Origin of the sequence: Polyangium sp. 6x1, assembly GCF_029946515.1 — a bacterium.
Taxonomy (GTDB): Bacteria; Myxococcota_A; Polyangia; order Polyangiales; family Polyangiaceae; genus Polyangium.
Genome location: NZ_JARZHH010000001.1, coordinates 133,368 through 148,169 on the forward strand (window position 1 = coordinate 133,368; position 14,802 = coordinate 148,169).

Consider the following 14,802-nt stretch of genomic DNA (forward strand, 5'->3'; position numbering starts at 1 on the left):
TGGGGTAGACATTGTTGCGGTCGACGTTCCCATCGGCCCCAATGCCGATGGTGCCGTCCGCGTCCTCGCGCTGACGCGACAGCACGAGGGGCATGAGGCCGTCGGTGTACGCCTCGTCGCCGGAGGCGTTCGCGCGTGTGAAAATTCACAAAATGTAAAGGAATCCGTCCCTGGTATGTGACGTGCTAGGATGGCTGGTTACCGCTGCATGAGGTGCAACGGCAAGGAGATGTCATGCATCCTTTTGTCAGAAGAGCTTGCGGGGCGCTCGCGGGCTCGGCGCTGCTGCTCGGGGCATCGGCAGTTCTTGCGGATAACCTGCAAACCGTGCACGTCGTGCTGGCGCCCCGCCGCGGCCTCGATAACGCGAGCAATGACGGCCGCTTCGACAAAGCCCTCCCCTCGGGCGAGCCGTTCCGCGTCGAGGTCAGCATCAAAGATCTGCCCCGCCGGGTCGACGGCGAAGCTTTTGGCACCCTCGACGTCTGGCCCAAGCTCGCCACCGGCAACAAATGCAAGCTGACGGGGGACGACGACATCCCGCAACACCACAAGCTCGCCCTCATCGCCTCCGGCGAAGGCGATAACGTCGTGCTCAAGGCCGAGGTCCCCGCCCTCCAGATCGGCCAGGAGTTCTGCTTTCTGTTCGACGTGCGCGCGCGTCCCAGCGCGGCGACGGTCCAGCAGATCGCCTCCCTGGCCGCCGAGGCGCTGGTCGACGATGTCCTGGCGGATTGCACGACCGCCTCGACGGACGACGCCTTTGCCAAGGCTCTCAACAAAGGCATCGAGGCGGTCAAGCTCGAGAAAGAGGTCAAGCCCGAGTCCGCGAGCCGAGCGCACGTCAGGTTCCAGCTCGAAGGCTCCGAGGCCTGCAGGGCCGCCGCCAAGCTCGCAAAGGACGAGGACGCGCAAGGGGACGAGATCGAGCGCCTCGGCGGCGAACACGACAAGCTCGTCAAAAACCTTGCGACCCTCGACGTGCCCGAGGGCCTGCAAGTCCCCATGTTCGCGGATGCGGGCTTCCTCGTGCCCATCGATCGACTGCTCGTGAAGAACGTCGACCCGAACAAGCTCGCGGCCGCCCTCCAGCAGCTCAAGGTCCGCATCAGCGACCCTGCCTATCTCGACCAGAAGACGATTCATCAGGGCTGGATCAGGCTCCTCGAGGATTTCCGCGACGCCCTCGCCAAGGCCGACGCCGACAAGGCTGCCGTCGACAAGGCCGTGGCCGACGCGAAAGCCGAAGCCAAGAAGCTGCCCGCCCCGGAGCTGCCCGAAGTCTTCCTGGTCGACAAGTTCATCCCGCTCCGCGCCATCCTGGAAGCCGCCAAGAAGCCCGACGGCATGCCGGATGGCTTCAAGCCCCTGCCGATCGCCGGGCAGATCCGCGACATGGAGCAGGCTTACAAGGACGACAAGAAGATCGCCCAGCTCGAGCTCTGGGTAAAAAACCTCCGCGATATCGCGAGCGTGGAGAAGAGCCTCGAAGAGGCCCGCAAGGAGAGAAAAGAGACGCACGCAAAGGCGATCGCCGCGCGAAAGGAGCTCACGAAGAAGCTCGTCGACGCCATGAACATCGCCGACGTGCGCCACGATATCGAGCAGAACGTCGGCCACGTGGACACCGAATACAAGCTCGGCCGGGCCAAAACGCCGCCCGTCGGCAACATCGCGGCCATCGACGTCGGCGCCGCCCTCGCGATCCCCATCGACGCGGCCACCCAGCCCTGGCTCGTGCCCTACACGGGCATCAATTTTTATTTCACCCCGATCGATCGCGTGATCCCCGTCGGCCAGCTCGTCGGCAGCTGGTTCCTCCAGCACGTCTCGCTCACCGTCGGCATCACGCTCACGGCTCCGACATTGCCTGGACGAACGCTCAAGCCGATCATGTTCGAGCGCTACCCGCTGATCGGCGCGGGCATTCGCTGGAACAACTACTCGCGCGTCTCGCTCGGCACCATCATGTACCAGATCGCCGACCGGAACCCGGCATCCACAGACACCGACCTCGGCTTCGCGCCCTTCCTCTCGGGATCGTTCGACGGTGACGTCATCGACCTGCTCAACAAGGCCATCAAGAAGTAACCGCGGAAAGGACTCGGGATCCCATGTCAGGAACAGTCACGCTCACGAGCCATGGCTCGACGAAGGCCGGCCAAGATACGCGGCTCTCGGTCGAGGTCGAAGGCGGGCGGGCGCTCAGCATCGTCACCGTCATCCTCGAGCACGAGAGCGGAGCGGGGCCGCTTTTGCCTCGCCAAACCAAAGACGTCCGCGTCGACTCCAGCGGCCATGCCTCGGCGAGATTCACCGTGAACCTCAAGGGAACGGGACACGCCATCTTCGTCGCCAAGGCGCAGGACACGCAGAACACGTTCTTCAAGCCGAGCTCCGAGGGGGTGGAGGTCCGATGAACCGTCGAATCCCGCTCCTCTCCCTGAGCTCTCTCGGGGCCTTGTTCTCGCTCTCGTCTTGCAGCGCTCCCGATCCGATCGTCACCACCGACATCTTCACCTGGCGGCTCTGCTCGGATGTCTCGCAAAAGGAGGCGCTCACGCCGTGTGCCCTCAACGCCGACGGCAAATCCCTGGGCACCGTCGAGATCTGCCTTGCCGATGGAATCGAGGCCCCGGCCACGACCATTCCCTTCGAGCTGCGCCTCTCCTCCGGCAAATGGGCTGTCGGCGCCGACGCGACGAATCCCACCCTCTTCAAGGGTGACCTCGGCCGCGGCGGCTGCCTCCGCCCCGCGTTCCAGACCACCACGACCCCGGGCCTCGTCCGCATCGACGCCACCGCGCTGAGCTTCACCGACACGAAGTACGCCACGATCGCCGAGGTCCCCATCGATTTCGATTTCCGCCTCTGCTCCGACGTCTCCGACAAGGAAGCGCTCACGCCTTGTGATCCCCGTGCCAACGGCAGGTCGAGCATGACCGTCGAGGTTTGCCTGCCCGAGGCTCTGCCCACCGAAGAGCAACCGAGCGCCGTCGAGCTGCGCCTCTCCGCTGGCAAATGGGTCACCGGCGCCGACCCCGCCAACCCCGCCTTGCTCAAGGTCCAGGTCCCTCGCGACAAGTGTGTGTACCCCGCCTTCCAGACCACCACCACGCCCGGCGCGGTGCGCGTCGACGCCACGTTCCGCGGGGTGACCAAATCGAGTCATGCGACGATCGCCGAGGTCCCGGTCGATTTCACCCTGCGCCTCTGCTCCGAGCCCCCGGGTGCGGGCGAGCCGTTGCCAATCTGCGATCTCGTGGCCGACGGCCAGTCGTCAGCGACGGTCGAGCTTTGCCTGCCCGACGATCTTCCGACGGACAAGCTCTCGACGCCCGTCGAGCTGCGCCTCTCCGCGGGCTCCTGGGTGGCGAGTGGCGATCCGGTGATGCCGTCGTTGCTCAAGACCGACCTTCACCTCGGCGGGTGCGTGTATCCCGCATTCAAAATGACCACGTCCACCACGCCTGTCCGCATCGACGCGACCGTCCTCGGGCGGACCATCAGCAAATATGCCGGCATCAACCCGACGCCCGTCGAATACGTCGCGCTCACGTCGGCCCCTGGGAAGCTCACGCCCGACAAGTCGACCGAGCTCCAACTCGCCGCCGAGGTGCGCAGCAAGGCGAATGGAAAACCCACGGATGGCACGCTCGTCACGTTCTCCGCGACGGTCGAGCCGGCGGGGACCGCGCTCTCATTTTTGCCATCGAAGGTTTATCTCTCCAATCCCACGACACGCGCGGAGACCAAGCTCTTCGTCGGCGCGGGGGCCACCTCGGTCACCATCACCGCGAAGGCGACGCCGCCTCCCAAGGTCGACGGTACCGTGGTCCCGGGCGCCGAGGACGCACTCACGCTGCAAGCATCCCCCTGAAAAAGCGCCTTCGTGGCCCCACCCTCCCGTAAAAGGCTCGGGGGCTTGGCCATCCCATCTGTCCCCGATCACGCGCGCCCGCACCAGTGCGCGAGCGCAGCCCGGAGATCGTCGAGGCGCGTCGTGTGCTCGCTCGCCCAGGCGACGTGCCCGTCCGGCCTCACCAGGAGCGCATTGATACCAGAACCATCGGTCTGCGGGGCCGCGACCTTCGCCTGGATGACGTCGACGCGATCCCTCCACGCCTCGCTCACGGCCTGGACCTGGGCGTCGTCGGCGAAATCGAGCAGCACGTACCGGCCCGCGTGCAAGAGCTCGTAGAGGCGCGCCGCGCCGCGCCCCGTCTCGAGCGCGCGGTCGGGCGCCCTCTTGCCGACCCATGCGTGCGCCCCCGCGCCCTCGGCCGGAGGATAAGCGATGTCGAGCGCGCTGATCTGCCCAGCGAGGCGCCGATTCACCGCTTCGATGCCGAGCAGGTCGCTCATCATCTCGCGGAGGGCCAAGCCGGGTTCCGAGACGTCCATGAGCCTGATCTGCGCCTCCGTGTTGCGCAAAAGGGCGCGGCCGACGGGGTGTCGCTCTTCGTGGTAGCTGTCGAGCAGGTGGGGCGGCGCCCAGCCTTTCACGGCGGCAGCGAGCTTCCAGCCGAGATTCATCGCGTCCTGCAGACCGACGTTGAGCCCCTGGCCGCCGGCGGGGAAATGGATGTGCGCGGCGTCGCCTGCGAGAAAGACGCGCCCTGCGCGATATCGCTCCGCCAGCCGCGTCGCATTGCCGAAGCGCGACAGCCAGCGAGGATCGCGCATTCCGAAATCCGTGCCGAGGATCCGCTGCACGGAGCTCCGCAGCTCGTCCAGCGTGACCGGCTCGGACCTGTCCGCGTGCATCCTCCGCGGATCGAAGACGACGAAGCGGTAGCCTCCGTCGCCGAGAGGAACCACCATCACGCCGCCTTGCGGGCCCACGTGAGAGCCCGGCCGGACAGCGGGCTCCGCGACCTCGACGTCGCCGAGGAAAGCCGTCAGCGTCGTCTCGCTCCCCGGAAAGCCGATGCCCATCGAGCGACGCACCACGCTCGCCGCCCCGTCGCAGCCCACGGCGTAGCTCGCGCGTTCGTCGCGCAGCCCCTCGGGCCCCTGGACCCGCAGCGCGATGCTCCCTTCCCGCTCCGTGATCTCGACGACCGCGTGGCCACGCAGAATCTCGGCGCCCAGCTCCCGCGCCCGCGCCTCCAGGAGCTCCTCGCTGCGGGCCTGGGGCAGGAACAGCGTGTAGGGGTGCCCCGTGTCGAGGCGCGAGAAGTCGAGCCGGGTGTCGAGCATCGCGAAATGCCCCGTGGGGATCGGGATCCCGCGTTCCAGGAAGCGGCCCGCGATCCCGCGCTGGTCGAGAATCTCGAGGCTGCGCGGGTGCAGCGTGAGCGCGCGCGACTGCTCCATCCGCGCTGTCCGCTGCTCCAGCACGCGTACCCGGACCCCCGCGAGCGCGAGCTCGCACGCCAGCATCAGCCCGACCGGGCCTGCCCCCACGATCACCACGTCCGTATCCATACGAACCCTCCAGGTCTCAAAATCTAACAACGTTAGAGTGACTCGAACGGTGTTAGAGTCAAGGCGTCACGTAAGGAACGAGGAGCTGCGATGCGACTACGACGCGAGCAGGTGGTTTCGACGGCGCTGGGCCTCCTGGACGAGGTCGGGCTCGACGCGCTGACCATGCGCCGGCTCGGGCAGGAGCTGAACGTGCAGGCGGCCACGCTCTACTGGCATGTGAAGAACAAGCAGGAGCTGCTCGACGCCATGGCGGAAGCCATGCTGGCGGACTGCGTGGCCCGCGCCCCGGAGGGGCCCACGTGGATGGACCGGGCGGCCCACATGGCCGAGCGGCTCCGCCGGGCGCTGCTCGCGCACCGCGACGGAGCGCGGGTCTTTGCGGGGACCTACGTGACGCAGGAGAACACGCTCCGCTTCGCGGACACGTGGGTCGGCGCGCTTCGCGAGGCGGGGCTCTCGCCGCGCGCCGCCGCGTGGGGGACCTGGACGATGGTCTACTACACGATTGGCTTCACCCTCGAGGAGCAAGCCCTGGCGCCGCTCCCCGGTACGGAGGGCGGCAAGGTCGAGCCGGAGCACCTCCGGGCGGCGCTCGCCCGCGGCGCGTACCCGCACCTCGGAGAGGCCTCCACGCACCTGCTCGATGCCGACCTCGATGCGCGATTCCGCTACGGAATCCAGCTCATTCTCGCGGGCCTCGAAGCAGCGCCGAGAGACGAGCCGCTGGTGCGCGCGCGCGCACGGGATCCCTCATCGACGCGATGAGACCTGGCGTGTCACGACGACCTGCCCCGCTGCCGGAGTCGCTCCAGGCCGTCGAGGATCAGCTCGAGCCCGAACTGGAAGTCGTGCACGCCGCGGTGGGTGCCCTCGATGACGAGCTCCGTCAGCGCGCGCATGTAGGGGTATTCGTCGGCAGGGAGGCGCGGGAGGAACATCTGGGCCGCGCTCGCGTACTCCGATGGATCGAGCGGGAAATTGAGCTCCTGGATCGTGAACCCAAAGATGTGGCTGTCGATCGCGTTCCACGCGCGATCGGCCATCTCGTACGAAAAGCCCGCTTCCTTGAGGCAGCCGAGGGTGGCATTCACGTAGCGCAACATCGCCGGCCCGACGTTGACGCGTGAGCCGATGAGCATGGGCGCCCACGGGTGGCGCAAGAAGACCTCGTGGGCCGAGATCGCGCGCCTCCGCATGGCCGTCTTCCAGTCGGCGTGGATGGCGGGCACTTCGATCTCCGCGACGACGAGGTCCACGATGCCGTCGAGCAGGTCGTCCTTGCTGGCGACGTGGTTGTAGAGCGACATCGCCTCGACCCCGAGCTCCTGCGCGATCCTGCGCATGGAGAGCGACGCGAGCCCCTCTTCATCGGCGAGACGTATCGCAGTGAGGAGGATGCGCTCTCGCGTCAGGGGCTCACGCCGGGGCGCGCGTCGATCGGTCTTCCGGACTCGTGCCATCTCGTTTCGCACGCCCACCTTGACAGACTTACGCTGTAAGTACAAGCTGTACTTACAGCGTAAGTACCGCCGTCGCCTCGAAAGGACAGCGGCGCCCACGGATACGACGCCCTCGCGACCAGGAGACAGACCCATGCCCGCAGCGACCCCCTCGAACACCACCATCGACGCCCCCCCGCCCGTGGCGGTGGGGAAAAGGGCCATGCACGCGCTCGTTCAACCCGAGTACGGCTCAGCCGACGTCTTGCGGCTCGAGGAGGTCGAGACGCCGGAGATGGGCGACGACGACGTCCTCGTCCGCGTGCACGCAGCATCGGTGTCCAAGGGCGACGTGCATCTGCTCACCGGCAAACCGTACCTGGTGCGCCTGGGCTTCGGCCTGCGGCGGCCCAAGTACCGCATTGCTGGGCAAAACGTGGCCGGCACGGTCGAGGCCGTCGGACGTAACGTCACCACGATGAAGCCGGGCGACGAGGTCTACGGCCAGGTGACCTCTGGGTTTGCCGAATACGTGCGTACGCGTGCCGACGCGCTCGCGCCCAAGCCGACGAGGCTCTCGTTCGAACAGGCGGCCGCGATGCCCGACTCGGGCATGACGGCGCTGCAGGCGCTGCGCGACGCGGGACGGCTGCAGGCGGGACAGAGGGTCCTCATCAATGGCGCGTCGGGGGGTGTCGGATCGTTCGCGGTGCAGATCGCGAAGTCCATGGGCGCAGACGTGACGGCCGTGTGCAGCACGCGGCACGTCGACAAGGTGCGGTCGCTCGGCGCCGACGAGGTCGTCGATTACACGAAAGAGGATTTCACGCGGCAGACCGGTCGCTTCGACGTGATGCTCGACCTCGTGGGCAACCGCTCGCTTTCGGCGTGCAGGGAGGTACTGAAGCCGACGGGCACGTACGTGTCCTGCGCGGGTTCGCCGGGCGGACAGTGGGTCGGGCCGATCGTCTGGATCATGAAGGTGATGCTCACCGGAGCATTCGCGAGCCAGAGGATGACGTCGTTCCTCACCAAGCCGCGGCGCGAGGATCTGATTGCATTGAGCGATCTGGTGGAAGCCGGGGCGCTTTGGCCAGTGATCGAGCGGCAGTACACGCTCCGTGAGGCCGCGGATGCGGTACGTCACGTGGCGGAGGGGCACGCGCAGGGCAAGACCGTCATCATCGTCCAACGGAGTGGGCTCCACCCCGCGGCGTAGACCAGAATGCTGCACGAGACTCGGTCATATCGTATGGAAGTCGCAACCATGACGACCGCCGGCCGTGGCACTTCCCACCAATGCCTTTCTTCCAACCGACCCGGCATCCCCTCCATCGTGCGATGCGTGGCATTCCTGTTGGCGTTCCTGTCGAGCGGGGCGCGGGCCTCGGCGCAGCCTGCCGTGCGCCCCGCGTCGACGCAGGCCTCCCCGGCCCAGGCGCAGTCCGACGCGCGAATGCTGTCCGCAAGCCCCGACGCCCCTGTCGCGTCGCTGGGCTGGCGGAACACACTGCGCGGCGCAGTGGGGGTGCGCATGCCCATCGTGGGTGCGCTCGCGGGCACGGGGTTCTTGTTGCAGCTGCCGGCGCTCATCGAGCTGCACAACACATCGCCGACGCAGGCCGTCCCGTGGGAGTACTGGCGCGGCCGGCTTGCCATCGAGGCAATCTACCGTCGCGAGGTGGCGCTGGGCGCACGCCAGGCAGCGTTCGCGGGCGCGTTCGCGGCGGAGCACGAGAGCGATCACTCGTCCAAAGGGCACCCGGGCTTCGTGAACCTGAATAGCCTTTCGCTGCGCGGCGACGCCACCGTCGCGCTCGGGATCCACGCGCTGTCGCTGGCGCTGGTCACTCGGCTCCACGTGCTCACGTGCACCACGCACGCCGTGACGTGCGGCAACTACGGCGGAAAGGGCGGCTCGGTCACGTTCGAGACCGCGATGGACGTGGTCTTCGACGGCACGTTCGTCAAAGGGTATCCCTACCGCTTCTTCGTCGCGCTGCACGGCGCGTGGCTGGTGCACAACGAGCTCGCGGCGACCGAGCGGCGCCTCGTGCTCGATACGGGCGTCGCGCTGCGGCCGGCCACGCAGGGGCTCTATCAGCTGTATTTCACCGCGCTGGCCGGCAACGAAGTGGGGTACTACCGCATGACTCCCGCGGTCGTGCAGGCGGGCTTCGGCGTGCGCTGGGGGTTCTGACAGCGTCGTCGTCCGTTTGGGCGCGTTCAAGCCCCATTCGTGGAAACGGACCGCGGGCTACCGAGACAATGACAAGGTGGCTGACGTGGTGACGTTCATCAACGAACGATCACGCGCACCGGAGAGCCGGGCAGACCTTGCAGCCCCGCCCGCACCGGCTTCTTGGACACGAGCTCGAAGCTGTAGCGCCGCAGCAGCGTGCCCAGGACGAGCTTCATCTCGTACAGCGCAAAGGCGGCCCCGATGCAGCGCCGATTCCCGCCGCCAAACGGCAGGAATTCGAAGGGGGAATAGGTTCGCTCGAGGAATCGCTCGGGCCGAAATACATCCGGCTCCGGAAATACCGAGGTATTGTGGTGGGCCCAGATGATTTGCGCGAACACGCCTGATCCGGCCGGCAAATCGTAGCCCGCGACCTTCATCGGCGCATTCAGCTTGCGTCCCACCCCCGGGCTGGGCGGGCGCAGGCGCATCGTTTCGTTACACACCGCTTCCAGATACGGCGCCTTGGCCAGCGCCTCGGGCTCCGGATCCGCGCCCAGCGCCGTCAGCTCGTCCTGCAGCCGGCGCAACGCGGCTGGCGCGTGTCCGAGAAAATAAAGCACCCAGGTGAGCGCGGCCGCGGTCGTGGTGTGCCCCGCGAAGAGCAGCGTGTGCAGTTGCTCGAAGATCTGCTTGTCGTCGAGCGCCGTCCCGTCTTCCTGACGGGCTTCCAGGAGCAGACTCAGGATATCGGTGCGCTCGGCGGGGTCTTTGCGGCGGCGGGCGAGCTCCGGATCGAGGAAGCTGCGCAGGGCTTGGGTCGCGCGCTGCCTGCGCGCCCACGGGCCGAAGCCCCCGAACTCCCGGCGCAGCCAGGGAATCATGAGGGTGATGTTCAGGCCCAAGGAGAAGCTCTTGCGCAGCGCCTCGAGCAGCTCCTCGAGGCGCGCCACTTCCGCCGGTGCAGTGACTCCGAACACGAGGTGGATGATCGTCTGCAGCGAGATCTTGTGCATGAGGTCCTGCGCCACGATCTCTCGGCCCGGCCTGAGGTCCCGGGAGTGCTGCAGGGCCAAGTCGCAGATCTGCTTCCCATAGAGGCGCATGCGCTGCCCGTGAAATGGCGGCATGAGCAGCTTGCGCATGGCCGTGTGCCGCGCGCCCGAGAGCACGAACAGCGACGACTCTCCCATCGCCGCGGTGAAGCTCTCGGCCAGCATCTGGTCGAGGGCCTCCGGCGGCACCGCGAACACGGAGCGCAGCCCCTCCACGCTGCCGGTGGCCAGCACCGGTTTGCCGTTCATCTTCGGGCACGACATCGGATCGCCGTAACGCTCCCGCAGGCGCAGCGTGTAGCCGATCGGGTCCATGATCCCCTGGATGTTCACCAGGATGTTGCTCGTGGGGCCTTTGGGCAAAGTGGTCATGGGGCGCGTTCCTTCCATTGTACTGCGAGTTCAGGCTCACGGCGACAGGACCGGCAGGACGATTGCCGAGGGCGCCTCGCGCGAGCGCGCGAGCGTCTGGGTGGCGGCGACGAAATCGGACTCCTTCGCCGCAAAAATGCTGTCCACGTAGCGCTGCGGATTGCGATCGATGACCGGGAACCAGGTGCTCTGCACCTGCACCATGATCCGGTGCCCTTTGCGGAACGTGTGGGCGCGGGTCTCGAGGTCGATGGCATAACGCAGCACCTTGCCGGACGGGATGGGCGCGGGCTTTTTGAAGCTGTCGCGGAAGCGCCCGCGCAGGACCCTGCTCGCGACCATGAGCTGATAGCCGCGCATGTCGGCGGCCGGCTCGGCGTTTTTTTCATCGTCCGCCTGCGCCTCGGGCGGAGGCTTCGGATCGCCCTCCGGGTAGACGTCGATGAGCTTCACGATCCAGTCGCTGTCCGTGCCCGACGTCGACGCGAAGAGCTCGGCGACGATATCGCCGGCCACCGTGAGATCCGCGTCGAGCGGGTCCGTCGAGAAGGTCAGCACATCGGGCCGGTGATCGACGAAGCGCTGGTCCTGCACCAGCCACGTCCGCCACTGGCTGCTGCCCGTGAGGAGCGGCTGGATCGGGCGAGGGACAAAGGGCACCGGGTTCTGCGGATCGGAGACGTAGCTGTCGGCGGCGCCCCGGCCCGTCTCCGTGGGCGGCTCGAACGACAAGGCCCGGCCCGCGCGCAGGTAGAGCTTTCTTTTGGTGACGCCGGCCTCGGGCGGCCAGCGATCGAAGGTGCGCCAGCGGTTCGTGCCGGTCTCGAAGATCGTCGCCTCGGGCTGGTCCTCGATGGGTTTGTCGTGGAGCCAGTGGGCGAGCCAGGGGACCACGATTTTGTCCCGGTAATGCACGCCGGTTTCGCTGCCGAAATCCACGGGTCCGAGCTTGCGCCCGGGGCTGCCCCATCCGCCGTGGTTCCAGGGGCCCACCACGAGGTGGTTCTTGCGCGCGGCGTCGCTCTTCTCCAGCGTCGCGTAGATGCCGAAGGGCCCGTAAAAATCCTCCTGATCCCACCAGCCCGCGACGTTGAGGATGGGGATCGTCGCCTTGCGCAGGTGCGACACGATCGCGCGCCGCTCGAGAAACGCGTCCAGGTTCGGGTGCGCGACGAAATCGTTCCAGGTCGGCATCTTGCCGTGGAAATGGCGCGCGTCGGCGTTGGCGAGCGGCCCGAGGTCGAGGAAAAAATCGTAGAGATCGGAGCGGCCGTACGAGAAGACCGAGTTCGCCTCCTTGCTCGTCTCCATCCTGGCGACGTACTCGAAGCCGTAGGCCAGCCGGAATGCGCCGTTGTGGCGGAAGTCGTCGCCGGTGAACTCGTCGGCGGGAGAGGCCTCCTCGATGATCGCTCGCAATGCGGGGTGCGGCTCGAGCAGGGCCATGGTGGCCGTCCAGGCGAGGTACGAGGTGCCCATCATCCCCACGCGGCCATTGTTGCCGGGCACGTTCTTCACGAGCCATTCGATGGAGTCGTGCGCGTCGGTGGCGTCGTCCACGCCGCGCGGGTCGGCCGGATCGTGCGGCGGCGGGGTGATGACGAACGTCCCCTCGGAGCCGAAGCGCCCGCGGCAGTTCTGGGCCGCGATGATGTAGCCGTCCGCGCGGAGCGCGTTTACCCCGGGGTTGTCCAGGTCAGAGGGGTCCTCGGGGATGCCATAAGGCGAGCGCATGAAAAGCACGGGCAATGGCTTCTTCGCGTCGACGGGCGAGAAGATCGCCGTCTCGAGCTTCACCCCGTCGCGCATGGGGACCATCGCCTTCGTCATCGTGAAAGCGGGGAGCCTGGGCGCAGGCGCGGGCGCGGGTTGGTCGGCCCGGGCGGGCGTGGGGGGGTTTTCCGCGGGCTTCGCGCTGGAGGGCGGAGGGGCGCACGCGCACGCGAGCGCGAGGAGCGGGGCGAGGAGGGCGGCGGCTTGGCGCACGGGCGAAGCGTAGCATGTCATAGGCATCCACCTCGCCCTCGTCGCGGTTCGGCCGGGCGCTTGACCGGCGCGTGGCCATTCTGGTCAAGCAGCACGCGCGACGGGTGCAATCACGGGTTTGCCCCCCTCGGCGCGCATCGTCGCGAGCTCGGCCGCGTAGAGCTTTCGGAGCGATTCAATCTCGTCGGGAATGGTCTCGACGCTGAGCCCCACCATCGAACGCGGCGGGAGCACGCGGATTCGCACGTGGCCGGGGTCGGTGGTCCAGCGGTTCGGCGGATGTAAATCGAAGGCGCCTTCGATGACCACCGGGACGATGGGCGCGCCGCTGTCGAGGGCAAGAAAAAACGCGCCTTTCTTGAAGGGGAGCAACTCGTGGGTGCGAGCGCGTGTCCCTTCCGGCGAGATGAAGACCGTGAGCCGATTACGCTCCATGCGCTTGCAAGCCTTGGCCATCTGCTTTCGACTGCGCGCGCTGTTGCGTCGGTCCAGAAAAACGAAACCACAGAGGTACATGGTGAAACCGAGGATCGGATAATAAAACATTTCCCGCTTGACCGCGGCGACGCTCCCGCTCGGCATGATCGACGCGATGAGGAAAGAGTCGAGCAGCGACCCGTGGTTGAACGTCGCAATCTTCATCGTGTCCGAGGAGAGGTGCTCGGCGCCCTCGACCGAGACCGTGACCCGCGCGAGCCGTAGCATCGACTTCCCCCACGCCCGCACGATCCACGGTGACAACGTTCGCGAGAAGGCGCCGAACGTCAGGAGGGTGATCGTGGAGCCCACGATCCCGATCCCGATCCCACAGATCCAGCTCGCGAGGAGTTGCCAGAAACGCCGGACGCTCATGCGCCTAGTCTTTCACGCTCCTCCTAGAAACAGCAAGGCAAAACACGAACGAGCTCCGCACCGACGGCGAGATCGGCGCATTCGCCTTGAAATGAAGCCCGACGCGCGTCGACGGTGAATACGAAACACCATCCCCGCCGAGAAGACCGATCTCGCCATGGGACCGCAGGCGCTCATCGGGAGGGTCGCGCGGATCGCGGACGCGTCATCCGTCGTGTGATGCCTGGAAGGTTCAAACGTACATCGGCAATGTGACGTCGCTGGCCGCGCTCGCCGTCATCCGCTCGAACACGCCCGCGAGCGGGCGGGATGTGAGCGCTCGGTGCATCACGTTCCGGAGGGCGATCGCCGCGCGGGATCGCGGCGCGAAAAACGGGCCCATGTGGCGCGCGGTGGCCTGACAGCCGCGCGCGTAGCCCGCGATGGTGGCCTCGTAACGCGCGAAGGCCCGCGCGTGATCGACCTCTCTCGCGAGCTCGCCAGCGAGCACATACGCAGCGACGACGGCGACGCCCGTGCCCTGGCCCCCGATGGTGGCGCCGTAGCCCGCGTCGCCGAGGAGGACGACGCGGCCACGCGACAGCCTGTCGACGTCGACGCGACTGATGGTGTCGGTGTAGAGGTCGCTCGCGCCGTCGAGGTACGGGAGCAGCCGCGGCATTTCCCAGCCCATGCCAGTGAATCGCGTGCGGAGCGGCTCGTTCGAGGGGGTGAAGACGAGCATGACGACGGCCTCCTCCACATTCCGCGTGCTGCTGACGAGGACGGCCCTCCCGGGCTCGCTGTAGACGAGGCCCCTCCGCTCGAGGCCGAGGAGGTTCGGCATGCGGAAGGTGGCGACGGAGTACCCGTGGTGGCGCACGTAGCGGCGCTCCTCGCCGAACGCGAGCGCGCGGACGCGCGAGTGGAGGCCGTCGGCGCCGACGACGAGATCGAAGCGGCGCGGCCGTTCGCGCTCGAAGGTGACGTCGACGCCCCCGCCATCCTGCGAGATCGAGGCAATCGAGTCGCCGAAGACGTATTCGACGCCATCGCGGCTTTTCTGGAACAACACGTCGACGAGATCGCCTCGCTCGATTTCGAGCTCGCCGCTCGCGAAGGATGGCGGCAACGTGAAGACGACACGACCCCTCGCGTCGACGAATTGCAGCGCGCCCATGTGCGTTCGCCGCTCCGCGAGCGCCTCGAAGACGCCCATCTCGCGCAGGACGCGCATGTGCACGGGGCCGCGGAAATCGACGGCTTGCCCGCCGCGCCGCAGGGCGGGGGCGCGCTCGACGACGGTCACGGAAAAACCCGCGCGGGCGAGCCGGCACGCGAGCGCGGGGCCGGCGATACCTGCGCCGGAGACGAGGATGCTACGAGCCATGGGACCTCCTCGCGTGCGAGGCACGCCGAGCCGCGCGCACCACACGCGGAGCTGCGTGCACTGTACGCAGCTCCGTAAGATCGTCGAATGAATCCTCTGCAATTCGCAAAAATT

12 protein-coding genes are annotated in these 14,802 nt (G+C 67.3%); 6 read left to right on the forward strand and 6 right to left on the reverse strand.

Going from position 1 to position 14,802, the window contains the following annotated elements:
- Positions 1 to 234 precede the first annotated feature (234 nt).
- The 3 genes from QHF85_RS00480 to QHF85_RS00490 are packed head-to-tail and all read left to right on the forward strand — an operon-like array spanning position 235 to position 3,880.
- Entirely contained in the window at positions 235 to 2,091 is a 1,857-nt protein-coding gene (locus QHF85_RS00480; RefSeq protein ID WP_281324997.1) for a hypothetical protein, read from the forward strand.
- Positions 2,092 to 2,114: 23 nt separating this feature from the next.
- Positions 2,115 to 2,420: a hypothetical protein gene (locus QHF85_RS00485; protein ID WP_281324998.1), complete on the forward strand. Its 306-nt coding sequence runs from the start codon at positions 2,115 to 2,117 to the stop codon at positions 2,418 to 2,420.
- Positions 2,417 to 3,880 (forward strand): hypothetical protein, encoded by a 1,464-nt coding sequence (locus tag QHF85_RS00490; protein WP_281324999.1) that lies wholly within the window; start codon positions 2,417 to 2,419, stop codon positions 3,878 to 3,880. Before QHF85_RS00485 ends, QHF85_RS00490 begins: the two co-directional genes overlap by 4 nt.
- Positions 3,881 to 3,948: 68 nt before the next feature.
- Here the strand turns inward: QHF85_RS00490 and QHF85_RS00495 are convergent, their stop codons facing one another.
- Entirely contained in the window at positions 3,949 to 5,430 is a 1,482-nt protein-coding gene (locus QHF85_RS00495; RefSeq protein ID WP_281325000.1) for a monooxygenase, read from the reverse strand.
- Positions 5,431 to 5,520: 90 nt separating this feature from the next.
- Between QHF85_RS00495 and QHF85_RS00500 the strand changes: the two genes are divergently transcribed.
- Positions 5,521 to 6,198 (forward strand): TetR/AcrR family transcriptional regulator C-terminal domain-containing protein, encoded by a 678-nt coding sequence (locus QHF85_RS00500; protein WP_281325001.1) that lies wholly within the window; start codon positions 5,521 to 5,523, stop codon positions 6,196 to 6,198.
- Positions 6,199 to 6,209: 11 nt separating this feature from the next.
- On the opposite strand, the gene QHF85_RS00505 is transcribed toward QHF85_RS00500, so the two are convergent.
- A complete protein-coding gene (locus tag QHF85_RS00505; protein ID WP_281325002.1) occupies positions 6,210 to 6,893 on the reverse strand; it encodes a TetR/AcrR family transcriptional regulator C-terminal domain-containing protein in 684 nt (227 codons plus the stop codon).
- Positions 6,894 to 7,026: 133 nt separating this feature from the next.
- Here QHF85_RS00505 and QHF85_RS00510 point away from each other — a divergent pair, with 133 nt between their 5' ends.
- Positions 7,027 to 8,091, forward strand: coding sequence for an NAD(P)-dependent alcohol dehydrogenase (locus tag QHF85_RS00510; RefSeq protein ID WP_281325003.1), 1,065 nt, complete (start codon positions 7,027 to 7,029; stop codon positions 8,089 to 8,091).
- 48 nt (positions 8,092 to 8,139) lie between these two features.
- Positions 8,140 to 9,072 (forward strand): hypothetical protein, encoded by a 933-nt coding sequence (locus QHF85_RS00515; protein ID WP_281325004.1) that lies wholly within the window; start codon positions 8,140 to 8,142, stop codon positions 9,070 to 9,072.
- Between the two features lie 98 nt (positions 9,073 to 9,170).
- Here the strand turns inward: QHF85_RS00515 and QHF85_RS00520 are convergent, their stop codons facing one another.
- The 4 genes from QHF85_RS00520 to QHF85_RS00535 form a co-directional block, all read right to left on the reverse strand.
- The gene (locus QHF85_RS00520; protein ID WP_281325005.1) at positions 9,171 to 10,481 is read right to left on the reverse strand and encodes a cytochrome P450; all 1,311 of its coding nucleotides are present in this window, start codon (positions 10,479 to 10,481) and stop codon (positions 9,171 to 9,173) included.
- A gap of 36 nt (positions 10,482 to 10,517) precedes the next feature.
- On the reverse strand, positions 10,518 to 12,467 hold the full coding sequence (locus QHF85_RS00525; RefSeq protein ID WP_281325006.1) for a CocE/NonD family hydrolase: 1,950 nt from the start codon (positions 12,465 to 12,467) through the stop codon (positions 10,518 to 10,520).
- 84 nt (positions 12,468 to 12,551) lie between these two features.
- Positions 12,552 to 13,319, reverse strand: a complete 768-nt coding sequence (locus QHF85_RS00530; protein WP_281325007.1) for a lysophospholipid acyltransferase family protein — start codon at positions 13,317 to 13,319, stop codon at positions 12,552 to 12,554.
- A 232-nt stretch (positions 13,320 to 13,551) separates the two neighbouring features.
- Positions 13,552 to 14,688, reverse strand: a complete 1,137-nt coding sequence (locus QHF85_RS00535) for an FAD-dependent monooxygenase (protein WP_281325008.1) — start codon at positions 14,686 to 14,688, stop codon at positions 13,552 to 13,554.
- Between the last annotated feature and the right edge of the window lie 114 nt (positions 14,689 to 14,802).

Coding starts and splice junctions, on each gene's coding strand:
- QHF85_RS00480 (WP_281324997.1), top strand. CDS start 235: ATGCATCCTTTTGTCAGAAGAGCTTGCGGGGCGCTCGCGGGCTCGGCG.
- QHF85_RS00485 (WP_281324998.1), top strand. CDS start 2,115: ATGTCAGGAACAGTCACGCTCACGAGCCATGGCTCGACGAAGGCCGGC.
- QHF85_RS00490 (WP_281324999.1), top strand. CDS start 2,417: ATGAACCGTCGAATCCCGCTCCTCTCCCTGAGCTCTCTCGGGGCCTTG.
- QHF85_RS00495 (WP_281325000.1), bottom strand. CDS start 5,430: ATGGATACGGACGTGGTGATCGTGGGGGCAGGCCCGGTCGGGCTGATG.
- QHF85_RS00500 (WP_281325001.1), top strand. CDS start 5,521: ATGCGACTACGACGCGAGCAGGTGGTTTCGACGGCGCTGGGCCTCCTG.
- QHF85_RS00505 (WP_281325002.1), bottom strand. CDS start 6,893: ATGGCACGAGTCCGGAAGACCGATCGACGCGCGCCCCGGCGTGAGCCC.
- QHF85_RS00510 (WP_281325003.1), top strand. CDS start 7,027: ATGCCCGCAGCGACCCCCTCGAACACCACCATCGACGCCCCCCCGCCC.
- QHF85_RS00515 (WP_281325004.1), top strand. CDS start 8,140: ATGACGACCGCCGGCCGTGGCACTTCCCACCAATGCCTTTCTTCCAAC.
- QHF85_RS00520 (WP_281325005.1), bottom strand. CDS start 10,481: ATGACCACTTTGCCCAAAGGCCCCACGAGCAACATCCTGGTGAACATC.
- QHF85_RS00530 (WP_281325007.1), bottom strand. CDS start 13,319: ATGAGCGTCCGGCGTTTCTGGCAACTCCTCGCGAGCTGGATCTGTGGG.
- QHF85_RS00535 (WP_281325008.1), bottom strand. CDS start 14,688: ATGGCTCGTAGCATCCTCGTCTCCGGCGCAGGTATCGCCGGCCCCGCG.